This window comes from Streptomyces sp. ASQP_92 (assembly GCF_025399895.1).
Lineage (GTDB): Bacteria > Actinomycetota > Actinomycetes > Streptomycetales > Streptomycetaceae > Streptomyces.
In genome coordinates, this window is record NZ_JAODUA010000009.1 from 185628 (window position 1) to 207098 (window position 21471).

Sequence of the window (21471 nt, forward strand, 5' to 3'; positions counted from 1 at the left end):
GGCGGGCGGGCGCGCGTTTCGTGGTTCCGTTCGATTGCTGGGACGATCGAGTCCGTACGGACGGAACGGATGGAGGCGCCCCATGCCGGTGAGGGGACCCAGCGCGGTGACGCCGTCGCGCGCGGACGGAGAGGTGCGGTGATGGAAGCCGTCGACCGCGCGTTCGCCGCGGCGCTGTACATCGAGGGCGACGCCGCCCTGGACACCGGCGCCTCGCTGCTCGCCGCCGCACCCGAGGCGGACGTCGAACTCGCCCTGCGCGGGCGGGAGTTCGTGCGCCGCGCCTGGGACCGGGGCTGGCAGCCCGCCGATGTCGTACGGATCGTACGGCGTGACCTGGACGAGCCCCAGGTACGCATCCTGAGCGGGTTGATCCGCGACGAGCTCGCTTCGTACGAGCGGCTGCCCGCGCGGTGGCAGGGGCAGGTCGACGAGTTGCCGGGCGAGCCGTGGCGGGCCGACCGCTTCTCGTACGCCACCGCCGTGCTGGAGCTGTACCGGACGCTGCTCGCGCTGCCCGCGATCGAGCCGGCGGGGCCCGCGCCGGGGGCGTCGGGGGCGGCCGGGCTCGGCCCGCCGGTGCACGGCGAGCCGAAGACGCTGGCCCGCATCAGGGCGCTGCTCGCCAAGGCCGAGGCGACCGGCTTCCCCGAGGAGGCGGAGGCGCTCACCACCAAGGCGCAGGAGCTGATGGCGCGGCACAGCGTGGACGACGCGCTGCTCGCCGGGCGTGGGCTCTCGCCGGGCGGCGAGGTGCCGGGGGCCTGCCGGATCGGGGTGGACGCGCCCTACGAGACGGCGAAGGCGATCCTGCTCGACGCGGTCGCGTCCGCCAACCACTGCCGGGCGGTGTGGAACTCCGCGCTCGGGTTCTCGACGGTCGTCGGGTTCGAGGCGGATCTGGAGGCGGTGGAGCTCCTGTACACCTCCCTCCTCGTGCAGGGTACGACCGCGATGGCCAAGGCCGAGGCGGCGCAGCGGGCGGGTGGGCGGCGCCGCACCAAGACGTTCCGGCAGTCGTTCCTGCTGGCGTACGCCGCCCGGCTCGGCGATCTGCTCGCGGCGGCGGCGCGGGGGGTGGAGGAGTCCTTCGGGGGTGAGCTGCTTCCGGTGCTGGCGTCGCGGGCGGTGGCGGTCGGGGGGCGGGCGGAGGAGATGTTTCCGCGGACGGTGGCTACGCGGGTGCGGGGGGTTTCCGACGAGTCGGGGTGGCGGGACGGCCGCGCGGCAGCCGACCGGGCCCACCGCACCCGCACCCCGGGCCTACCCCTCTGACCCCGGTCCCCCCGGCGGGGGCTCCGCCCCCTGCACCCCCGTTCACGCCTTAAGGGCGCTCGTCCTCAAACGCCGGACGGGCTGTAGGTGCCCCAGCACCCCCGGGCGGGGGCTCCGCCCCCTGCACCCCCGTTCGCGCCTGAACGGCGCTCGTCCTCAAACGCCGGACGGGCTGAAATGCCTCGATGCGGGCCAGCACCAGTACTGCCAGGGGCGCGGGGAACTGCGCGACCAGCCACGCACGGTCCGCAGGCGGAAACGGGTTTTGGGGGCGCGGGGAACTGCGCGAGAAGCGACCACGGCCCGCAGACCTAAGGGCCTTTAGGGGCGCGGGGAACTGCGCGACAAGCGGGCACGGCCCGCGGGCCGGAGAGGGGTTGGGGGCGCGGGGAACTGCGCAAGGCGTGGGGGTGGGCCCAGGGGCGAGGGGGTTACCCTCGGGATCATGAGCTGGCTCCGCGCGCTGAAAGAGACCGCCCGCTCGGGGCTGACGGTCGAGCGGCGAAGGCTCGAACCCCTCGTAGCCCTCCGCGGCGCCACCGGCCTCGCCATCGTCGTCGGCGTGAGCCTCACCCTCTTCGGCCCCTCCGTCGCCGCCAGCTCCGCGTTCGGCGCGTTCCAGGGCGCCATCGCCACGTACCAGCGCAGTTGGCGCCCCAGGCCCGTGCTCGCCCTCGCCTCCGGGCTCTCGCTCGCGATCAGTACCTTTCTCGGCTATCTCGTCGGCACCCACTCCCCGTTCTTCCTGCTGCTGCTCGCGCTGTGGACGTTCCTGGCGGGCCTGGCCTGGGCCGTCGGCCCGACCGTCGGCGTGATCGCCTCGTCGAACGTGGCGATCATGCTGGTCACCGTCACCCTGCCCAGCTCGCTCGCCGAGGCCGCGGGTCACGCCGCGATGATCGCGTTCGGCGGGGTCGTCCAGGCCGCCCTCGTCGTCCTGTTCCCCATCCGGCGCTGGGGCGCCCAGCGCGACGCGCTCGCCGACGCCCTCGCCGCCGAGGCCGACTACGCGCGACGGCTGCGCCACGACCCCGTCGCCCCCTTCGACCCCCAGCCCCTCATGACCGCCCGGCTCGCCGCAGCCGTCACCCCCCGCGAAGCCCGCCGCAGGCCGTCCGAGCTCCACGGCGCCCGGGGCGTCGCGGAGCGGATCCGGCCGGTGCTCGCCTCGCTCGCGGACCCGGCGCTCGGCGTGCCCGACGAGGGCGTCGAACGCGACCGGGCCCGGGAGTTGCTCGCCGCCGCGGCCACCGTCCTGGACGCCGCGGCGCGGGCCGTCCGGCACGGCGAGGCACCCGTCATCCCGCCCGCCGCCGAGGCCGCGCTCGCCACCCCCGACACCGGCGCCATCCTCACCGGCCCGGCCCGCCGCGCCGCCGCCCGGCTCGTCGCCCTGCTCGCGGACGTCGTCGAAACAGCCCAGGGGAGCGGCCCGGGCGGGGGAGCGAAGCCCCTGCTCAGGCCCACCCTGCCCCGACTGGTCCCGCTCGCCCTGCGCACCATGCGCGACGAGCTGGGCCGGCGCCGATCACCGGTGTTCCGGCACGCCGTACGCGTCTGCGCGGTGGCCACGGCGGGCTATCTGCTCGGCCACGTCCTCCCGTTCGGGCACGGCTACTGGGCCCCGATGGCCTCCGTGATGGTCATGCGCCCGGACTTCACGCTCACGTACTCCCGCGCGGTCGCCCGCTTCGGCGGCACCCTCGTCGGCGTCGCCCTGGCCACCGGCATCGTCCAGCTCACCCACCCCGACACCGGCCTGTCCGCCGCCATCGCGGTGGTCTGCGCGTTCCTGGCGTACCTCTTGATGCGCACGGGCTACGCGGTGCTCAGCGGCTGCGTCTCCGCGTATGTCGTCTTCCTGCTCGGCATGGGCGGACTCCAGTGGACGCAGACCGTGCCCGACCGGGTGTTCCTGACGCTGATCGGCGGCGCGCTCGCCATGGCGTCGTACGCCCTCTACCCGGCCTGGGAGACGCCGCGGCTGCGCACCCGGCTCGCCGACTGGCTTGCCGCGAGCGGCCGTTACGCCTCCGCCGTCGTCGCCCACTACGCCGACCCCGACCGCGGTTCCGGCGCGGTCCGTCAGGCCCTGCTCGACACGCGCGCGGCTCGTATCGCCTGGCAGGAGGCGCTTGACAAGGCCACCCATGAGCCGGTGCGCCACCGCGGCCTGTCGCGTTCGGCGGCCGCGGAAGCCGACCACGCGCTCAGCCAACTGGGGCGTACGGCCATGCTGATGGAGGCGCATCTGCCGGAGCGGGACGCGGTGCCGGTACCCGCGGCCGCGAAGCTCGCCGAGGCGCTGAGCGAGGCCACCGAGCAGGGCGCGAAGGCGGTGCGCGAGCGGCGGGTCCCGCGGTGGGAGGGGGTGGAGCAGGCCCTGGACGCCTGGGACGGCGAGGGCGTGCCCGACCGCGTGGTGCGCAGGGGAGCCGGCCTCGTCCTGCACTGCCTGGACGATCTGACCGACGCCCTCACGCTCCCCAACCCGCCCAAACCATAAGGGGGTTGGACCCGCCGCGACGGGGGGCGGCGTTACGGGGTCGGCAGGCCGGCGGTGGGGAGTCCGGTCGGCAGCTTCCCCTTCGTGCCGCGGGTGAAGGTCTCCTTCTTGAAGCCCTCCCAGTCGACCTCAAGCGTGCCGTTGGTCAGCTTGAGCATGCCGCGCGAGCGCTTGTCCTTGTCGTCCCCGTTGCACTCGCTCATCGTGACCATCGTCATGCCGTCCGCGCTGTCGAACTTTCCGACGCACATGTGGCGCCCGGTGAGGGTCACGGTCTTCTGCGAGGTGAAGAGGAGGATGACGTCCTTGTCGGTGTCGGAGAACCAGGCCGGGCCCGTGAGATCCCCGGTCTTCACGGTGCCGACGCCATCGGTGCCGGTCGTGGCGGCCCCGGTGGCCGACGCCCTCGGGGCCGCCTTCTTGTCGCCACCGCCGTCACTGCTCCCGCAACCCGTCAGGACCAGAGCGACCGAGAGCCCGGCCGCGGCGATTGAGGCGGTACGTATGTGCTTGTGCATGGCGTGCGTCTTCCCCCTGTGAACGGTGTTCGGGACCGCGACAAGTTACCAGCCGTTCCACGCCGCACCGGTCTGAACCGGAGCGCCCTCCCCTGCGTCTCTCATAGAGGGGCTGCTTCACCATGTCCTGGGGGTTACGCACCAGTAGGCCCGCACGCGCGCTCCGGCGCGGAAGCGGCTGTAACCGCCCGGGCACCCCGCGTGCACGTGCATCTTCCCATGCATGCGCACATGAACACAGCTATGATCCGGGGCAGTTGACCATTCACAGTTGCATGTCTGCACATCCCGGGAGCGACCTTGCACCACGCGTACAACGGCATGGCGGCAGCGGAGCTTCAGGGTGCCGCGTGGCAGAAGAGCAGGCACAGCAACTCGCAGGGATCCTGCGTCGAATTCGCCAAGCTGCCGGGCGGGGGCGTGGCGGTACGCAACTCACGCCATCCCGAGGGGCCCGCGCTGGTCTACACCAGGGCGGAGATCGAGGCGATGCTGCTGGGGATCAAGGACGGCGAGTTCGACCATCTGATAGCCGACTGACGGCCCAGAGGTAAGGACGGCCGGTAGCCGACCGACGACGGCGCCGCGGCCGCTCAGTCCGCCGGCTGGAGCCGGAACAGCGCCCAGACGACCTTGCCGCGGATCGCCCCGGACAGCGGGTGCCAGCCCCAGCTGTCGGCGAACGACTCGACCAGGAACAGACCGCGGCCCGACTCGGCACCGAAGTCGTCGCCCTCGCGGGCCACCGGGCTCTCGTCGCTGGGGTCGCGCACCGCGCACACCAGCCGGCTGGTCCAGCGCATCAGGTGCAGCCGGACCGGCACCTCGGTCTCGCGCGGAGTGTCGGCGGGCAGGGCGTGCCGCAGCGCGTTGGTGACGAGTTCCGAGACGACCAGGGCGACGTCGTCGAAGCGCTCGGCGAGCTCCCACTGAGTGAGGGTGGACCGGGTGAACTTCCGTGCCCCGCCCACCGCTTCATAGCGCGCGGGCAGCGCGCAGGAAGCAGAACCCGCCACGGTCGAGGGGTCGATGGGGGGAAGCGCATGCCTCAAGGGCTCGTAAGGCTCCAGCATGGTCGATCCATTCGTCCCCATGCGAGGCACTCCCGGGTTCGCGGCCGTGGCGGTACAGGACGCAAGCGACTAGACGCAGTTGAGCACGCAGGTGCGCGAGGGCCATGGTTCCGAATGCTTCGGCCCGATGCAAGGGCAGATGCACGTGCACGCGACCGACCTGTCCCCGACCGTGCCGTTTCTTGCTCATTTCTTCCTCAGAAGTTCCTCAGGCCGATTTCACTCCTTGACCATTTCCGTAATCACGCGGGTACGGGGTGAAGCGTTTTGATGGCAGACTGCCCACCACCATTGGATGGGGAGGACGGCGAAGTGACCGCAGGGGAGGCGTGGGGATCCCCCCGGCCGAGTGCAGTCGAGGCCGGCGGGGGTTCGGTGGTCCGGCGCATTCTGCTGGGCTCTCAACTCAGGCGCCTGCGCGAGTCGCGCGGCATCACGCGGGAAGCAGCCGGCTATTCGATCCGGGCGTCCGAGTCCAAGATCAGTCGTATGGAGTTGGGGCGCGTGAGCTTCAAGGCCAGGGATGTTGAGGACCTGCTCACGCTCTACGGCGTCGGCGACGAGTCGGAGCGCATGTCGCTGCTCGGCCTCGCCAAGGAGGCCAACATCGCCGGCTGGTGGCACAGCTTCGGCGATGTGCTGCCGGGATGGTTCCAGACATACATCGGTCTGGAGGGCGCCGCCTCGCTGATCCGTATCTATGAAGTCCAGTTCGTGCACGGCCTGTTGCAGACCGAGGCGTATGCGCACGCCGTCGTCTCGCGCGGTATGCAGGGGGCGCCGTGCGCCGAGGTCGACAAGCGCGTCGCGCTGCGTCTTGAGCGCCAGAAGGCGCTGGTGTCCGAGCGGGCACCCCAGTTCCACGCGGTGCTCGACGAGGCGGCACTGCGTCGGCCCTACGGTGAACGCGAGGTCATGCGGGGCCAGTTGAAGCATCTCATCGAGATGTCGGAGCAGCCCAACATCACCCTTCAGGTCATGCCGTTCAGCTTCGGCGGGCACGCGGGCGAGAGCGGCGCCTTCACCATGCTGCGGTTCCCCGAGTCGGACCTGTCGGACATCGTGTATCTCGAACAGCTCACCTCCGCACTGTATTTGGACAAGGCCGAAGAGGTCGCCCAGTACGAGAAGGCGATGGTGCGCCTCCAGCGGGACAGTCCGGGCCCGGAGGAAAGCCGCGATCTTCTGCGCGGACTACTCCAACTCAGCTGACCCGCCAGTAGGATGACGTCACATCAGGCCAGTGACGCGGTTGACCGCGCGAAGCCGGCGGACACAGCAGTAGGGGATGGCATGTCCTTCTTCACCGACCTCGCCCACCAGTTCATAGACGGCCAGTGGCGCACCGGCAGCGGGTCGTGGGACATCATCGACTTCGATCCGTACAACGGGGAGAAGCTCGCCTCCATCACGGTCGCCACCGTCGAGGAGGTCGACGAGGCCTATCGCGCGGCCGGGCGTGCGCAGCGCGAGTGGGCCCAGACCAATCCGTACACCCGCAGACTCGTCTTCGAGCGCGCCCTGCGCATCACCGAGGAGCGCGAGGCCGAGATCATCGAGGCCATCGTGAGCGAGCTGGGCGGCACCCGCCTCAAGGCGGTGTACGAGGTCCACCTCGCCAAGGAGTTCCTGCGCGAGGCGATCCAGCTCGCCCTGCGTCCCGAGGGCCGCATCCTGCCGTCGCCGGTCGACGGCAAGGAGAACCGGGTCTACCGCCTGCCGGTCGGCGTGATCGGGGTGATCAGCCCGTTCAACTTCCCCTTCCTGGTCACCCTCAAGTCCGTGGCGCCCGCACTGGCGTTGGGCAACGCGGTCGTCATCAAGCCGAACCAGAACGCCCCGGTCGTCGGCGGTGGGCTCATCGCCAAGATCTTCAAGGATGCCGGGCTGCCCGCCGGTCTGCTGAACGTCCTGGTCACCGACATCGCCGAGATCGGCGACGCGCTGATAGAGCACCCCGTCCCCAAGGTGATCTCCTTCGCGGGCTCCGACCGCACCGGCCGCCATGTCGCCTCGGTGGCCGGCAGCCACTTCAAGCGCGTCATCCTGGAGCTGAGCGGCAACAGCGCCCTGGTCGTCCTCGACGACGCGGACATCGACTACGCGGTGGACGCGGCGGTTTTCAGCCGCTTCGTCTACCAGGGCCAGGTCTGTATGGCCGCCAACCGGATCCTGGTCGACCGGTCGGTGGAGGAGGAGTTCACCGGCAAGTTCCTCGCGAAGGTCGCCTCGCTCAGGACCGGCGACCCGGCCGACCCCGCCACCGACATCGGCCCCGTCATCAACAACTTCCAGGCGGAGTCGCTGACTTCACTGGTCGAGCAGGCGCTCGCGGAGGGCGCCACCGCGCTGGTACGGGGCCGCACGCGCGGCAATCTGGTGGAGCCCACCGTCCTGACGGGGCTGCCCGCCGATTCCTCCGTACTGCGCCAGGAGATCTTCGGTCCCGTCGCCCTGCTCATCTCCTTCGACGGTGAGGAGGAGGCCGTACGCATGGCGAACGACAGCCCGTACGGGCTCAGCGGGGCCGTGCACACCGCCAATGTGGAGCGCGGGGTGCGGTTCGCCAAGCGGATCGAGACGGGGATGATGCACGTCAACGACTCGACGATCCAGGACGAGCCGCTGGTCGCCTTCGGCGGCGAGAAGTACTCGGGGCTCGGGCGGCTCAACGGCGACTCGACGGTCGAGGCGTTCACGACCCAGAAGTGGATCTCGGTCCAGCACGAGCGCAGCCCGTTCCCGTTCTAGCGGGCATCCAGCGGACATCCAGCGGGTATCCAGCGGGCACTTACGCCCGGTCGGCTGTTCCGACCGGGCCGTCCAAGCGGACAGGATCTGACCTCTATCCGCCCTACCGTGTTTCTTGTCAGCAGCCAGCACCCGGGGCACAGGACTTGAAAGAAGGCGGTTGAACATGGTCACGCACGTTCCCTCAGAGACCCGTGGCGACGAGCGCGGCGCGCTTCTCCAGTTCGTCGAGGCTCAGCGCGGCGGGCTGCGGCGCGCGCTCATCGGCCTGACCGAGGAGCAGGCCGCGAGCCGTCCGAGCGCCGGCGAGCTGTCCCTGTCCGGGCTGCTCAAGCATGTCGCCGAGTGCGAGCTGAACTGGCTGCGGATGGCGCAGCAGATCCCCAACGAGAAGCAGCGCGACGAGTCGAACTGGCACGAGAGCTTCCTGCTGGTCGGCGACGAGACCGTCGAGGGCATGCTGGCGTTCTGGGACGAAGTGGCCGCCCAGACCGAGGAGTTCATCCGGAAGGTGCCTTCCCTCGACGACACGTTCCCGCTTCCCGAGGCGCCCTGGTTCCCCAAGGACGGGCAGGTCTCGATGCGGTGGCTGATGCTCCACCTCCTGGAGGAGTTCGCGCGGCACGCCGGGCACGCGGACATCATCCGCGAATCCATCGACGGCAAGACGGCGTTCGAGTTGGTGGCGCTCGCAAACAGCTGAGGCCATAGGCTGGCGGCCATGTCAACCATCCGCCTCCTCGTCCTCGGTTCGGTACGCGGGCACGGCCGGGCGCACGGCTATCAGGTGCGGAGCGACCTGGAGTACTGGGGAGCCCATGAGTGGTCCAACGCCAAGCCCGGGTCGATCTACCACGCACTCAAGCAGATGGCGAAGCAGGGCGTGCTGCTGGCCCACGAGGTGGCGCCCAGCACTGCGGGCGGGCCGCCGCGCACCGAGTACGAGCTGACGGAGGCGGGCCGCGAGGAGTACTTCCGGCTGCTGCGCGAGGCGCTGTCCTCGTACGACCAGAAACTGGACGCGCTCTCCGCGGCGCTCGGCTTCATGGTGGACCTGCCGCGCGCGGAGGTCCTTGCGCTGCTGCGTGACCGGCTGGACCGGTTGGCGCGGTGGCGGGGGTCGGTGACGGAGTACTACCTCGCGGGGGCGGAGCCGGAGCGGTACGGGCACATTGGGGAGATCATGAAGATGTGGGTGCACTCCTCGGATGCGGGGGCGGAGTGGACGCGGGGGTTGATCGGGCGGATCGAGGGTGGGGCGTATGTCTTCGCGGGGGAGGGTGATTCCCCCACCCCGCCCCTTCCCGAAACCCTCCGGGGGTAACGGCCCCGGACGCGGTCCGTGCCCGCCTTCTGCGCAGTTCCCCGCGCCCCTTAGCGGTACTGGTGCTGGCCCGCATCGGGCATTTCAGCCCGTCCGGCGTTTGAGGACGAGCGCCCTTTAGGCGCGAACGGGGTCTGGGGCGGAGCCCCAGGGGGCCGGGGCCGGTCAGTGGTGGAAGGCTGTGGACTCCGATTCGTCGCGGCCCAGGGGGGCGGACTGGCGGCGGAGTTCCGGCAGGAGGCGGCCCAGGTCCTCCAGGAGGAGGCCCGCCAGGTCGGAGGAGAAGCCGTTGCGGCAGACCACCCTCAGCACCGACAGGTCCTCCCGGTTCGCCGGGAAGGTGTAGGCGGGCACCAGCCAGCCCCGCTCGCGCAGCCGGCGCGACACGTCGAACACGTCGTACCGGCGCACCTCCGGCGTCGTGGTGAAGGCGAACACCGGCAACTCGTCGCCCCGGGTGAGGAGTTGGAAGTCCCCGAACGCCTCGATCCGCTCGGCGAGGCCCCGCGCGACGTCCCGGGCGGCCTGCTGCACCGCCCGGTAGCCCTCCCGTCCGAGCCGCAGGAAGGTGTAGTACTGCGCCACCACCTGCGCGCCCGGCCGCGAGAAGTTGAGCGCGAAGGTCGGCATGTCGCCGCCGAGGTAGTTCACCCGGAAGACCAGCTCCTCGGGGAGCTCGTCCGCCGTGCGCCACAGCGCCCACCCCACCCCGGGGTAGACGAGCCCGTACTTGTGCCCCGAGGTGTTGATGGAGGACACCCGCGGCAGCCGGAAGTCCCACACCAGGTCCTCGTCGAGGAAGGGTGCGACCATCGCCCCGGACGCCCCGTCGACATGGACGGGCACGTCCAGACCCGTACGCTCCTGCAAATCGTCGAGCGCCGAACACAGCGCGGCGATCGGCTCGTACGACCCGTCGAAGGTCGAGCCGAGCACCCCGACGACGCCGATCGTGTTCTCGTCGCACAGCGCGGCCGCGGCCTCGGGGTCGAGGTGGAAGCGGTCGCCCTCCATGGGCACTTGACGCGCCTCGACCTCCCAGAAGGTGCAGAACTTCTCCCAGCAGACCTGCACGTTGACGCCCATGACGAGGTTGGGGCGGGCCTCGCGGGAGGGGTAGCGGTCCGCGTTGCGCTTCATCCAGCGCCGCTTGAGAGCCATCCCGGCCAGCATGCAGGCCTCGCTGGACCCGGTCGTCGAGCAGCCGACGGCGGCGCCGGGGTCGGGCGCGTGCCACAGGTCGGCGAGCATGGCCACACAGCGCCGCTCCAGTTCGGCGGTGCGCGGGTACTCGTCCTTGTCGATCATGTTCTTGTCCCGGCACTCCGCCATGAGCACCCCGGCCTGCGGTTCCATCCAGGTGGTGACGAAGGTGGCCAGGTTGAGCCGGGCGTTGCCGTCGAGCATCAGCTCGTCGTGGACGAGCTGGTACGCGGTCGCCGGGGCGAGCGGCCGGTCGGGCAGCCGGTGCCGGGGCGGCGCGGAGGTCATGGAGCCGACCGGGTCGGCCTCCCCGAAGAAGGGGTTCAGGGCGAGCCGCGCGTACTCCTTCTCGTCGAGGTGCCGGTCCTTCTCGCTGCCGCCGCGGTGCAGTGCCATGGGACGTCAACAACCTTTCAGCAGGCGGGAGTTGGGGGGTGCGGTCAGGCGCGGGTGAGGACCACCGCGGTTCCGTACGCGCAGACCTCCGTCCCCACGTCCGCCGCCTCCGTCACGTCGAACCGCATCATCAGGACCGCGTTCGCGCCCCGGGCCTTCGCCTGGGCCACCAGCCGTTCCATCGCCTGGTTGCGGGTCTCGACCAGCGTCTTGGTGAGGCCCTTCAGCTCGCCGCCGATCATCGACTTGAGGCCTGCGCCGATCTGGCTGCCCAGGTGGCGGGAGCGCACGGTCAGCCCGAAGACCTCGCCGATGACCTGTTGCACGGTGTAGCCGGGTACGTCGTTGGTGGTCACGACCAGCACGTCCGACTGCGGAGTCTGTCCGCCGCCGTACTCCTCGATGCCCATGGGGTTCGCCTTCCGTCGGGCCTTGTCGGCTCTCCCCAGCCTGCCCCTGGAACCACGCTTCCGCGCGTTACGTTGATAACTTTGGCTGCCGATGGCGGACAGCCCGTCCGACACCCACACCCAGGAGCCCGGTACCCGTGACTTCCCTCGCCCTCGGACCGAGCTGGCTGGACCCCGACTATCTGCTGGGCACCTTCGGCCTCGCCGGACTGCTGATCATCGTCTTCGCCGAGTCGGGGCTGCTCATCGGCTTCTTCCTGCCCGGTGACTCGCTCCTGTTCACCACCGGCCTTCTGGTCACCACCGGCAAGCTGGACACCCCGCTGTGGCTGGTGTGCGTCCTCGTGGTGCTCGCCGCGGTCCTCGGCGACCAGGTGGGCTATCTGTTCGGCAAGAAGGTGGGCCCCTCCCTCTTCACCCGGCCCGACTCCCGGCTCTTCAAGCAGGAGAACGTGGAGAAGGCCCACGAGTTCTTCGAGAAGTACGGGCCGAAGTCGCTGGTGCTGGCCCGCTTCGTGCCGATCGTGCGGACGTTCACGCCGATCATCGCGGGCGTCAGCGGAATGAACTACCGCTCGTTCGTGACCTTCAACGTCATCGGCGGCACCCTGTGGGGCGCGGGCGTCACGCTGCTCGGCGCGTCGCTCGGCAATGTGGAGTTCGTGCACAAGCACATCGAGCTGATGCTCGTGGCGATCGTGCTCATCTCGGTCGTGCCGATCGCCATCGAGTTCCTGCGGGCCCGCTCCAAGGCGAAGAAGAACCCGCCGGTGTCCGAGGGCCCCGGCGGCCAGGCCACCCAGCGCGGCGGGCGGCACGCCAAGCGCTGAGCCCGGTCAGAAGCCGCGGGTCCGCTTCGCGGCGGCGCGGCCCGCGCCGGGTGCCCGCAGGAACAGGCGGGCGATCTCGTTTCCGAGGTTCACGCCGATCGCGATGGCCAGGGCGAGCGCCGCCGCCTTGGCCAGGGAGGTGACGCCCTGGTTGAGGTGGTTCTGGGCGATCGCCAGGACGCCGAAGTACGTGGCGCTACCCGGCAGCAGCGGGCCGATCGCGGCGGTCACGTACAGCAGCGCCGAGGTGTTCCAGTACCGCGAGAGCAACTGGCCGAACAGGCCGACCAGGCCGGCCGCGACGGCCGTCGCCATGATCGGGGAGCCCCCCGCGGTGACCGCGATCGCGGCGTACACCACCCAGGCGACACCGCCGTTCGCGGCCACGATCAGCACGGTGGAACGGTCCTGCTGGAGCAGGACCGCGAAGGTCAGACAGAGCACGATCGAGGCGAGGGTCTGCACGATCGGCTGGTCCTTGGGCTGGAAGATGCCCTCCGGATTGAGCTGTGCGTCGATCTGGAGCCCGCCGTACAGGACGGTCAGGACACCGACGACGATCGCGACGAAGAAGTACCCCACTTCGAGCAGCCGGGCCGCCGCGGTGACGTAGAAGCCGGTCAGGCCGTCCTGGACGGCGGCCACCAGGGCCCGCCCGGGGATCAGGGCGAACAGGCCACCGGTGATGACCGCGGACGCGCTGAGGTCCCACTGGAGCAGGCTGAGGGCCACGCCCATCGCCGCGGGCGGCATCGCGGCCACGGCGAACTGGTAGAACTCCGGCAGGCCGCGGGAGGCGCACAGCCAGGCGAGACGGTCGCCGAGGACCGCGCCGACCGCCGCCACCAGGAACACGGTGATGCCGCCGCCGAGCAGCACGGAGGCCGCCCCGGCGAGCAGCCCGCAGGCGGTGGTGAGGACCCACCCCGGGTAGGGGTGGCGGTTGCGGCGGATCTCCGCGAGGCGCCGGTAGGCCTCTTCGAGCGAGACCTCGTGCTCCTCGCTGGTCATGTCCGTCACGAGCCGGTGCACGGCGGCGAGGCGGGTGTAGTCGGTGCCGCGGCGGCGCACGGTGCGGTTGGCGGTCACCGGGTCGTCCACGAGGGAGGGCTGGTGGGTGATGGCCAGCATGGTGAAGGTGACCGTCGGCTCGCAGCGGTCCAGGCCGTAACTGCGGCAGATCGCGAACATCGCGGCCTCGACGTCCTCGGCGCCCTCGCCGCCCGCGAGCAGCAGCTCGCCGATACGCAGCGTCAGGTCGAGGACGCGGGGCACCGCCGGGCCCGCGTCGTCGTGCTTCTGGATCGGCTCGGCCACCGGCCGGTCGCCGACCGGCATGCGCAGCATGGTGCGCATCCGGTCCTGCCAGGGCGCGTCCTTGGACAGTCGCACGAGCGGCATGGACCCGGTGGTGGCCATCGGGTTCGGCTCGCGCGCGGTGTAGGCGCTGGGCGGGGTGAACGCGGAGGCCGGCTGTTCGGCGGGGGCCTCGATCACCGGGGTGGCAAGCCCCGCGGGGAGGGCGAACTCGGAGGTCGGGGACTCCTCCTCGGGCACCTGCGGCTGCTCCACGCCCTCGGGGGGCGTGAAGGCGCTGCGCGCTTCGTCGGACTGCGGCTTGCGGTCCTCGATCACATCGTGCTGCTCGGCCATCACTGGCCCCTCGCCTCCCTCCGGCCGCTTGCGTGCGTCTGCCCAGTATGTGGGTGGTCATGAGCTGGTACGACTGCGGGCGGCGCACCCCGTAGGTGCACCGCCCGCAGTCGTACCGGAAGATCGCGCGTCAGTGCGCGCCGCCCTGCGCCTCGAGGCGCTTGTAGGAGGCCTCGACCTCGGCCTCGGCCTCGACGCGGCCCACCCAGTCGGCGCCCTCGACGGACTTGCCGGGCTCCAGGTCCTTGTAGACCTCGAAGAAGTGCTGGATCTCCAGGCGGTCGAACTCGGAGACGTGGTGGATGTCGCGCAGGTGCTCCACGCGCGGGTCGGACGCCGGGACGCACAGCAGCTTGTCGTCGCCGCCGGCCTCGTCGGTCATCCGGAACATGCCGATCGCGCGGCACTTGATGACGCAGCCCGGGAAGGTCGGCTCGTCGAGCAGGACCAGGGCGTCCAGCGGGTCGCCGTCCTCGCCGAGGGTGTTCTCGACGAAGCCGTAGTCGGCCGGGTAGCTGGTCGAGGTGAAGAGTCGACGGTCCAGGCGGATCCGGCCGGTCTCGTGGTCGACCTCGTACTTGTTCCGCGATCCCTTCGGGATCTCGATGGTGACGTCGAACTCCACGGGTGGCTCTCCTCCATGATCAGCACATGCATCGGACGGGGCTGCGTCGGCTGCCGTGTACACGGCGGGACGCAGTTCTGGTGATTAAGTGTCCCTCACGCAGGTGTGTGATCGCGAAAGGGGCTGGTCCTCGGTGCCGAGGCCCAAGACATGGCAGCTCACAGCGGGTGCGGCGGCGGTCGGCCTGGCACTGTCGGCCGGGAGCGTGGCCCTGGCCGGACCGTGGGACTCAGGCCAGCGTACGGCCGAGCGGGAGCGGGCCGCATCGTGGGGCGCCAGGGGTGGCGCACATCACCAGAGCCCCATGGATCCGGAGGCTCCGGCTCCGGCCCCGAGCGCGCCCGGCGTCCTCGCGGCCCTCGGTGTTCCCGGCGGCGCCCCGGTCCCCGCGTCCCTTCCCGCGGCCCTCGCCCCCCTGCTCGCCGACCCCGCGCTCGGTCCGCACCCGGCCGCCTCGGTCCTGGACACCGCCACCGGGCAGGAGGTGTACGGCGCCCGCGCGGACGCGCCCATGACGCCGGCCTCCACGGTCAAGATCGCCACCGCGGCCGCGGCCCTCACCGCGCTCCCGCCCGACCACCGCTTCACCACCACCGTGCTGGCCCCGGCCGGGGGTGGGGCGCTCACCCTCGTCGGTGGCGGCGACCCGACCCTGGACACGGCGCGGCTGGCCGCTCTCGCCGACGACACCGCCCGCGCCCTGCGCGCGCGCTCGGTCGGCTCCGTACAACTGGCGTACGACACCTCGCTGTTCAGCGGGTCCGCCGTCCATCCGATCGGGCCGAACGAGAACCTCGCGCCGGTCGTCGCCCTGATGACGGACGAGGGCCGCCAGGACGGCTCCGACAGCGGGCCCGCGGCCCGCACCGGCGACCCCGCGGGCGACACCGCGCGGGCCTTCGCCCGGCTCCTGCGCGCCCGCGGGCTGACGGTCGCCGACCCGGCGCCGGGGACCGGGCCCGCGGACGCCAAGGCCCTGGCGAGCACCCGGTCCGCGCCGCTGCCCGCGATCGTCGAGCGGATGCTGACCAACAGCGACAACGACATCGCCGAGGCCCTGGGCCGCCAGACCGCGCTCGCCACCCACAAGCCCGGCAGCTTCGAGGGCGTGGCCGAGGCGGTGCCCGCCCAGCTCGCCAAGCTCCAACTCCCTTTGCACGGGAGCGTGTTCGCGGACGGCAGCGGGCTGGACCGGACCGACAAGGTCACCGCGGGCCTGCTCACCCGGCTGCTGGCCAAGGCCGGCGAGCCCGGGCACCCCGAGCTGCGCCCGATCCTCACCGGCCTGCCGGTCGCCGGATTCACCGGCACCCTCGGCACCCGCTACGGCACCGCCTCCGCCGCGACCGGCCTGGTCCGGGCGAAGACCGGCACGCTGGCGGGGGCCGGGGTCAACACGTTGGCCGGCACCGTCGTGGGCGCGGACGGCCGGCTGCTGGCGTTCGCGTTCCTGTCCACCTCGGCGCCCGGCGCCGACCCGGCCCCCGCCCAACGGGCCCTGGACCGGCTCGCGACCCGCCTCCTGGAGCACTGAGCGCCGCCGACCGGGTTCCCTTGCGGGGCCGACAACGTACGGTTGACGCATGACTGGCATCGGCGGTGCAGGTACCTCTGGGATGGTCGACTGGAACCTCGCGGTCGCGACCGCGACCCGACTGGTGCGGCCGGGCCCCGACGTGAGCCGTGACGAGGCGCGCGAAATCGTCGCCGAGCTCCGCCGGCACGCCAAGGCCGCCGAGGAACACGTACGGGCGTTCACCCGGATGATCCCGGAGGGCGTCGAACCCGAGGACACCCCGGTCCTGGTCGTGGACCGGGCCGGCTGGGTGAAGGCCAATGTGGCGGGCTTCCGCGAGGTGCTGCGGCCGCTGCTCGACAAGATGCAGGAGCGGCGCGGCGGCGGCCCCGGCGGTGCGGTGTTCGGCGCGGTCGGCGGCAAGGTGACCGGCGTCGAGCTGGGCATGCTGCTGAGCTTCCTGTCCTCGCGGGTGCTCGGCCAGTACGAGACCTTCGCGCCCGCGACCCGGGACCTTCCGGCGGCGCCCGGCGGCGGCGGACGGCTGCTCCTGGTGGCGCCCAACATCGTGCACGTGGAGCGCGAACTCGACGTCGACCCGCACGACTTCAGGCTCTGGGTGTGCCTGCACGAGGAGACCCACCGCACCCAGTTCACGGCCGTGCCCTGGCTGCGCGACCACCTGGAGGGCGAGATCCAGTCGTTCCTGGACGCGACCGAGGTCGACCCGATGAGCGTCCTTGAGCGGCTGCGCGAGGCGGCGCAGTCCCTGGCGGGAGGCCGGCCCGAGGGCGAGGAGGACGACGGCGGACGCTCCCTGGTGGAGCTGGTCCAGACCCCGGAGCAGCGCGAGATCCTCGGCCGGCTCACCGCCGTGATGTCCCTCCTGGAGGGGCACGCGGACTTCGTGATGGACGGGGTCGGCCCGCAGGTCGTGCCGTCGGTGCGCGAGATCCGCGAGAAGTTCAAGGAGCGCCGGGCCAAGGGCGCCTCCCGGCTCGACCAGGCGCTGCGCAAGCTGCTCGGCCTCGACGCGAAGATGCGCCAGTACCGCGACGGCGAGCGCTTCGTGCGGGCCGTGGTCGACGAGGTCGGCATGGACGGCTTCAACCGGGTGTGGACCTCTCCGAACACGCTTCCGACCAAGGCCGAGATCGCGAAGCCCGCGGACTGGGTCGCGCGGGTGCACCACCCCGCGGAGTCCTGACCCGAAGCCGCCGGTGGGCGGGTGTCAACGCGGGAATCACCCATCCGAGGGACCGTGGCGCATGGGTAGGCGTGCAATGCTCGGGTAACGGCTCTGTTCTGTCACCATCTACGCACTCTGTGTGACTGAACGGCCCTCCTGCTCCCCCCGCTTCCTCTCCGCGCCAGAGGCACCCCAACTTCACCGAAGGGCACCGGACATGGGTCCCCATCCTGCGGTCGCAGCGATACGCCTGGCGGTTCGCCGCGTACTCCACGACGTACTGAACGAACACTCCCGCGACCACGAGGCCGCCGCCGTGACCGCGGGGGCCCCCGCCGGCCCCGGGACCGGCGCGCGCACCGCGCCCGAGCCCCTCGTCCTGGTGGCCTGCTCCGGCGGCGCCGACTCCATGGCGCTCGCCTCCGCCCTCGCCTTCGAATCCCGCAAGCTCTCGCTGCGCGCCGGCGGCATCACCGTCGACCACGGCCTCCAGCACGGGTCCGACCTGCGGGCCGCCGAGGTCGTCTCGCGGATGACCGGCCTTGGCCTGGAGCCCGCCGAGTCCATCGCCGTCCAGGTGGGCCGCGAGGGAGGCCCCGAGGCCGCCGCCCGGGACGCCCGCTACGCGGCGCTGGACGCCGCGGCCGAGCGCCACGGCGCCGCCGCGATCCTGCTCGGCCACACCCGTGACGACCAGGCCGAGACCGTGCTGCTCGGCCTCGCCCGGGGCTCCGGTACGCGCTCCCTGTCCGGCATGGCCGCCGTCTCGGGGGCGGCGGGCCGCTACCGGCGCCCCTTCCTGGAGCTCGACCGCCAGACCGCGCGCAAGGCCTGCATGGTCCAGTCGCTGCCCGTCTGGGACGACCCGCACAACGCCGACCCCGCCTACACCCGCTCCCGGCTGCGCCAGGAGGGGCTGCCCGCCCTGGAGAAGGCGCTCGGCAAGGGCGTCGTCGAGGCCCTGGCCCGCACCGCCCAGCTCTCCCGCGACGACGCCGACGCCCTGGACGCCTGGGCCCTCCAGGCGGACGCGACGGTGCGGGACGACGCCGGGCTCCTGGAGTGCGCGAAGCTCTTCGCGCTGCCGCCCGCCGTGCGCCGCCGCATCGTGCGCCGGGAGGTCATCGGGGCGGGCGCGCCCGCCGGTTCGCTCTTCGCCCGCCATGTCGAGGAGGTCGACAAGCTGATCACGAGCTGGCGCGGGCAGCGGGCGATCAATCTCCCGGGCCGCGTCGTCGCGCGTCGGCAGGGTGGCAGACTGGTGATTCGGCAGAGCTGAGCTCACGCACGTACTCGGCTCCCGCACGGACAACAGAAACCCCCCAAGAAAGCGGCCCGGGTGAACGAGAAGGACATGGGCACCGACCTCCAGTCGGTGCTCATCACCAAGGAAGAGATCGACGCGAAGCTGGCGGAGCTGGCCGGGAAGATCGACGCGGAGTACGCGGGCAAGGACCTGCTCCTCGTCGGGGTCCTCAAGGGCGCCGTCATGGTCATGGCGGATCTGGCCCGCGCGCTGTCCACCCCGGTCACCATGGACTGGATGGCCGTCTCCTCGTACGGTGCGGGCACCCAGTCCTCCGGCGTCGTGCGGATCCTCAAGGACCTCGACACCGACATCAAGGGCAAGCACGTCCTGATCGTCGAGGACATCATCGACTCGGGTCTGACCCTGTCGTGGCTCCTTTCCAACCTCGGATCGCGCGAGCCCGCCTCCCTGGAGGTCTGCACGCTGCTCCGTAAGCCGGATGCCGCAAAGGTCGCGATCGACGTCAAGTGGATCGGTTTCGACATCCCCAATGAATTCGTCGTGGGCTACGGCCTCGACTATGCCGAGAAGTACCGGAACCTCCCCTTTGTCGGCACGCTCGCGCCGCACGTCTACGGCGGCTGACGCAAGCACGGGCCGTTTGGGGAACCACAGCACGGCTCCCGCCGTTGGAGCAGGAGAAGGTGCCTTTGTCAGCCGTACCGTGCGACCGCGGGTGACAATGCTGGGGTACCGTCCGAAGAACAGCCTTTACATACAGCCTTAGTCACACTCACAGCAGCATTTACCTACGGGCAGGAGGGACGGGGCGTTCTCGCTCCGTATGGATGGACGTGAAGCGATACTTCCGTGGGCCGGTCATGTGGATCGTGCTGGCCGTCCTCGCCGTGGTCGTGCTGATGCAGGTCGTCGGCTCGGGTGGCGGCTACAAGACGGTCGACACATCCGAGGTCGTTCAGGCGATCAGCAACAAGCAGGTCGAACAGGCCAAGATCACCACTGGCGACAGTCAGGTCATCAAGATCGACCTGAAGAAGGGCCAGAAGGTCAAGGGCAGCAGCAAGGTTCAGGCCAACTACATCGGCGACGCCCAGGCGACCGCCGTGGCCGACCAGCTCCAGTCCGGAGTGAAGGCCGGTGACATCCCCAGTGGGTACACCGTCTCGCCCGACAAGCAGAACCCGTTCCTCGGGATCCTGCTCTCCCTGCTCCCCTTCGTCCTCATCGTCGTGGTCTTCCTGTTCCTGATGAACCAGATGCAGGGCGGCGGCTCCCGAGTCATGAACTTCGGGAAGTCCAAGGCCAAGCTCATCACCAAGGACACCCCGAAGACGACCTTCGCCGATGTGGCGGGGTCCGACGAGGCGGTCGAGGAGCTCCACGAGATCAAGGAGTTCCTCCAGGAGCCGGCGAAGTTCCAGGCCGTCGGCGCCAAGATCCCCAAGGGCGTGCTGCTGTACGGCCCGCCCGGTACGGGCAAGACGCTGCTCGCCCGCGCCGTCGCGGGTGAGGCCGGTGTCCCCTTCTACTCGATCTCCGGCTCCGACTTCGTCGAGATGTTCGTGGGTGTCGGCGCCTCGCGCGTCCGCGACCTCTTCGAGCAGGCCAAGGCGAACGCCCCGGCGATCGTCTTCGTCGACGAGATCGACGCCGTCGGCCGGCACCGTGGTGCGGGTCTCGGCGGCGGTCACGACGAGCGCGAGCAGACCCTCAACCAGCTGCTCGTCGAGATGGACGGCTTCGACGTGAAGGGCGGCGTCATCCTGATCGCCGCCACCAACCGGCCCGACATCCTCGACCCGGCGCTGCTGCGCCCGGGCCGCTTCGACCGCCAGATCGCGGTCGACCGGCCGGACATGCAGGGCCGTCTGGAGATCCTCAAGGTCCACCAGAAGGGCAAGCCGGTCGCCCCGGACGTCGACCTGTCGGCCGTCGCCCGTCGCACCCCCGGCTTCACCGGCGCCGACCTGGCGAACGTGCTGAACGAAGCGGCGCTCCTGACGGCGCGCAGCGACAAGAAGCTGATCGACAACCACGCGCTGGACGAGGCGATCGACCGCGTCGTGGCGGGTCCGCAGAAGCGGACGCGGATCATGTCCGAGAAGGAAAAGAAGATCACCGCGTACCACGAGGGCGGACACGCCCTGGTCGCCGCGGCCTCCCCCAACTCGGACCCGGTCCACAAGATCACCATCCTGTCGCGCGGCCGGGCCCTGGGCTACACCATGGTCCTGCCGGACGAGGACAAGTACTCGACCACCCGCAACGAGATGCTCGACCAGCTCGCGTACATGCTGGGCGGGCGCGCGGCCGAGGAGCTCGTCTTCCACGACCCGACGACGGGCGCGGCCAACGACATCGAGAAGGCCACGGCCACCGCTCGCGCGATGGTCACGCAGTACGGCATGACCGAGCGGCTCGGCGCGATCAAGTTCGGTGGCGACAACACCGAGCCGTTCCTCGGCCGCGAGATGGGCCACCAGCGCGACTACTCGGAAGAGGTCGCGGCGCTCGTCGACGAAGAGGTCAAGAAGCTCATCGAGACGGCGCACAACGAGGCCTGGGAGATCCTGGTCGAGAACCGCGACATCCTCGACAAGCTGGTCCTGGAGCTCCTGGAGAAGGAGACCCTCAGCAAGGAGCAGATCGCCGAGGTGTTCTCGGGCATCGTCAAGCGCCCGGCCCGCCCGGCCTGGACCGGTTCCTCGCGGCGTACGCCGTCCACGAGGCCCCCGGTGCTCTCGCCGAAGGAGCTGGCGCTCACCAACGGCGCCACCACCAGCACCAACGGCTCCATCCCGCTGGACACCCCCACGGAGGCCGCTCCGGCCCCCGAGGACCGTCCCGAGAGCTGAGTCCCGGGGCCCGCGACGGCCCCGGAATGCATGCCGCGCCCCCCGGGTTCTAGCCTGTGGGGGCGCGGGTGTTTTTC

19 protein-coding genes are annotated in these 21471 nt (G+C 71.0%); 13 read left to right on the top strand and 6 right to left on the bottom strand.

From position 1 onward, the window contains the following. Positions 1 to 141: 141 nt before the first annotated feature. On the top strand, positions 142 to 1275 hold the full coding sequence (locus tag N4G70_RS20815) for a DUF2786 domain-containing protein (RefSeq protein ID WP_261714176.1): 1134 nt from the start codon (positions 142 to 144) through the stop codon (positions 1273 to 1275). Between the two features lie 445 nt (positions 1276 to 1720). Continuing rightward, entirely contained in the window at positions 1721 to 3781 is a 2061-nt protein-coding gene (locus N4G70_RS20820; protein WP_261714177.1) for an FUSC family protein, read from the top strand. 32 nt (positions 3782 to 3813) lie between these two features. On the opposite strand, the gene N4G70_RS20825 is transcribed toward N4G70_RS20820, so the two are convergent. After that, the gene (locus N4G70_RS20825) at positions 3814 to 4299 is read right to left on the bottom strand and encodes a hypothetical protein (RefSeq protein ID WP_261714178.1); all 486 of its coding nucleotides are present in this window, start codon (positions 4297 to 4299) and stop codon (positions 3814 to 3816) included. 300 nt (positions 4300 to 4599) lie between these two features. Here N4G70_RS20825 and N4G70_RS20830 point away from each other — a divergent pair, with 300 nt between their 5' ends. Continuing rightward, the gene (locus tag N4G70_RS20830) at positions 4600 to 4839 is read left to right on the top strand and encodes a DUF397 domain-containing protein (RefSeq protein ID WP_261714179.1); all 240 of its coding nucleotides are present in this window, start codon (positions 4600 to 4602) and stop codon (positions 4837 to 4839) included. A gap of 53 nt (positions 4840 to 4892) precedes the next feature. Here the strand turns inward: N4G70_RS20830 and N4G70_RS20835 are convergent, their stop codons facing one another. Beyond that, positions 4893 to 5393: an ATP-binding protein gene (locus tag N4G70_RS20835; RefSeq protein ID WP_261714180.1), complete on the bottom strand. Its 501-nt coding sequence runs from the start codon at positions 5391 to 5393 to the stop codon at positions 4893 to 4895. Positions 5394 to 5684: 291 nt separating this feature from the next. Between N4G70_RS20835 and N4G70_RS20840 the strand changes: the two genes are divergently transcribed. From N4G70_RS20840 to N4G70_RS20855, 4 genes are all read left to right on the top strand, one after another. Further along, complete coding sequence (locus N4G70_RS20840) at positions 5685 to 6584, top strand: helix-turn-helix transcriptional regulator (protein ID WP_261714181.1); 900 nt, start codon at positions 5685 to 5687, stop codon at positions 6582 to 6584. Positions 6585 to 6665: 81 nt separating this feature from the next. Next, positions 6666 to 8123 carry an aldehyde dehydrogenase family protein gene (locus N4G70_RS20845; RefSeq protein ID WP_261714182.1) on the top strand — a complete coding sequence of 486 codons (1458 nt, stop codon included), beginning with the start codon at positions 6666 to 6668 and terminating at the stop codon, positions 8121 to 8123. A 166-nt stretch (positions 8124 to 8289) separates the two neighbouring features. Further along, positions 8290 to 8826 (top strand): DinB family protein, encoded by a 537-nt coding sequence (locus tag N4G70_RS20850; protein ID WP_261714183.1) that lies wholly within the window; start codon positions 8290 to 8292, stop codon positions 8824 to 8826. 18 nt (positions 8827 to 8844) lie between these two features. Then, on the top strand, positions 8845 to 9447 hold the full coding sequence (locus N4G70_RS20855; protein WP_261714184.1) for a PadR family transcriptional regulator: 603 nt from the start codon (positions 8845 to 8847) through the stop codon (positions 9445 to 9447). Positions 9448 to 9612: 165 nt separating this feature from the next. Here the strand turns inward: N4G70_RS20855 and N4G70_RS20860 are convergent, their stop codons facing one another. Continuing rightward, on the bottom strand, positions 9613 to 11046 hold the full coding sequence (locus N4G70_RS20860) for a glutamate decarboxylase (RefSeq protein WP_261714185.1): 1434 nt from the start codon (positions 11044 to 11046) through the stop codon (positions 9613 to 9615). Positions 11047 to 11090: 44 nt separating this feature from the next. Beyond that, positions 11091 to 11456 (bottom strand): YbjQ family protein, encoded by a 366-nt coding sequence (locus N4G70_RS20865; protein ID WP_261714186.1) that lies wholly within the window; start codon positions 11454 to 11456, stop codon positions 11091 to 11093. Between the two features lie 137 nt (positions 11457 to 11593). On the opposite strand from N4G70_RS20865, the gene N4G70_RS20870 reads away from it, so the two are divergent. Continuing rightward, positions 11594 to 12286, top strand: a complete 693-nt coding sequence (locus tag N4G70_RS20870; RefSeq protein WP_261714187.1) for a DedA family protein — start codon at positions 11594 to 11596, stop codon at positions 12284 to 12286. A gap of 6 nt (positions 12287 to 12292) precedes the next feature. On the opposite strand, the gene N4G70_RS20875 is transcribed toward N4G70_RS20870, so the two are convergent. Next, positions 12293 to 13939, bottom strand: a complete 1647-nt coding sequence (locus N4G70_RS20875) for a threonine/serine exporter family protein (RefSeq protein WP_261714188.1) — start codon at positions 13937 to 13939, stop codon at positions 12293 to 12295. Positions 13940 to 14069: 130 nt separating this feature from the next. Beyond that, positions 14070 to 14564, bottom strand: a complete 495-nt coding sequence (locus N4G70_RS20880; RefSeq protein ID WP_100577700.1) for an inorganic diphosphatase — start codon at positions 14562 to 14564, stop codon at positions 14070 to 14072. 133 nt (positions 14565 to 14697) lie between these two features. Here N4G70_RS20880 and dacB point away from each other — a divergent pair, with 133 nt between their 5' ends. The 5 genes from dacB to ftsH all read left to right on the top strand — a co-directional run bounded on the left by dacB (position 14698) and on the right by ftsH (position 21394). After that, on the top strand, positions 14698 to 16098 hold the full coding sequence (gene dacB, locus N4G70_RS20885) for a D-alanyl-D-alanine carboxypeptidase/D-alanyl-D-alanine-endopeptidase (RefSeq protein ID WP_261714189.1): 1401 nt from the start codon (positions 14698 to 14700) through the stop codon (positions 16096 to 16098). 49 nt (positions 16099 to 16147) lie between these two features. After that, entirely contained in the window at positions 16148 to 17287 is a 1140-nt protein-coding gene (locus N4G70_RS20890; RefSeq protein WP_261714190.1) for a zinc-dependent metalloprotease, read from the top strand. A gap of 199 nt (positions 17288 to 17486) precedes the next feature. Further along, on the top strand, positions 17487 to 18548 hold the full coding sequence (tilS, locus tag N4G70_RS20895) for a tRNA lysidine(34) synthetase TilS (protein ID WP_261714191.1): 1062 nt from the start codon (positions 17487 to 17489) through the stop codon (positions 18546 to 18548). A gap of 75 nt (positions 18549 to 18623) precedes the next feature. Then, positions 18624 to 19163 (top strand): hypoxanthine phosphoribosyltransferase, encoded by a 540-nt coding sequence (gene hpt / locus N4G70_RS20900; protein WP_120727895.1) that lies wholly within the window; start codon positions 18624 to 18626, stop codon positions 19161 to 19163. 203 nt (positions 19164 to 19366) lie between these two features. After that, positions 19367 to 21394, top strand: coding sequence for an ATP-dependent zinc metalloprotease FtsH (gene ftsH / locus N4G70_RS20905; protein ID WP_261714192.1), 2028 nt, complete (start codon positions 19367 to 19369; stop codon positions 21392 to 21394). The last annotated feature ends 77 nt before the right edge of the window (positions 21395 to 21471 follow it).

What these genes read in the sequence shown, in the direction of transcription:
- tilS (WP_261714191.1), top strand. Translation starts at nt 17,487, where the DNA reads ATGGGTCCCCATCCTGCGGTCGCAGCGATACGCCTGGCGGTTCGCCGC.
- N4G70_RS20845 (WP_261714182.1), top strand. Translation starts at nt 6,666, where the DNA reads ATGTCCTTCTTCACCGACCTCGCCCACCAGTTCATAGACGGCCAGTGG.
- N4G70_RS20825 (WP_261714178.1), bottom strand. Translation starts at nt 4,299, where the DNA reads ATGCACAAGCACATACGTACCGCCTCAATCGCCGCGGCCGGGCTCTCG.
- N4G70_RS20865 (WP_261714186.1), bottom strand. Translation starts at nt 11,456, where the DNA reads ATGGGCATCGAGGAGTACGGCGGCGGACAGACTCCGCAGTCGGACGTG.
- N4G70_RS20855 (WP_261714184.1), top strand. Translation starts at nt 8,845, where the DNA reads ATGTCAACCATCCGCCTCCTCGTCCTCGGTTCGGTACGCGGGCACGGC.
- N4G70_RS20820 (WP_261714177.1), top strand. Translation starts at nt 1,721, where the DNA reads ATGAGCTGGCTCCGCGCGCTGAAAGAGACCGCCCGCTCGGGGCTGACG.
- N4G70_RS20835 (WP_261714180.1), bottom strand. Translation starts at nt 5,393, where the DNA reads ATGGGGACGAATGGATCGACCATGCTGGAGCCTTACGAGCCCTTGAGG.
- hpt (WP_120727895.1), top strand. Translation starts at nt 18,624, where the DNA reads ATGGGCACCGACCTCCAGTCGGTGCTCATCACCAAGGAAGAGATCGAC.
- N4G70_RS20875 (WP_261714188.1), bottom strand. Translation starts at nt 13,939, where the DNA reads ATGGCCGAGCAGCACGATGTGATCGAGGACCGCAAGCCGCAGTCCGAC.
- N4G70_RS20890 (WP_261714190.1), top strand. Translation starts at nt 16,148, where the DNA reads ATGACTGGCATCGGCGGTGCAGGTACCTCTGGGATGGTCGACTGGAAC.
- N4G70_RS20860 (WP_261714185.1), bottom strand. Translation starts at nt 11,046, where the DNA reads ATGGCACTGCACCGCGGCGGCAGCGAGAAGGACCGGCACCTCGACGAG.
- N4G70_RS20850 (WP_261714183.1), top strand. Translation starts at nt 8,290, where the DNA reads ATGGTCACGCACGTTCCCTCAGAGACCCGTGGCGACGAGCGCGGCGCG.
- N4G70_RS20815 (WP_261714176.1), top strand. Translation starts at nt 142, where the DNA reads ATGGAAGCCGTCGACCGCGCGTTCGCCGCGGCGCTGTACATCGAGGGC.
- ftsH (WP_261714192.1), top strand. Translation starts at nt 19,367, where the DNA reads ATGGACGTGAAGCGATACTTCCGTGGGCCGGTCATGTGGATCGTGCTG.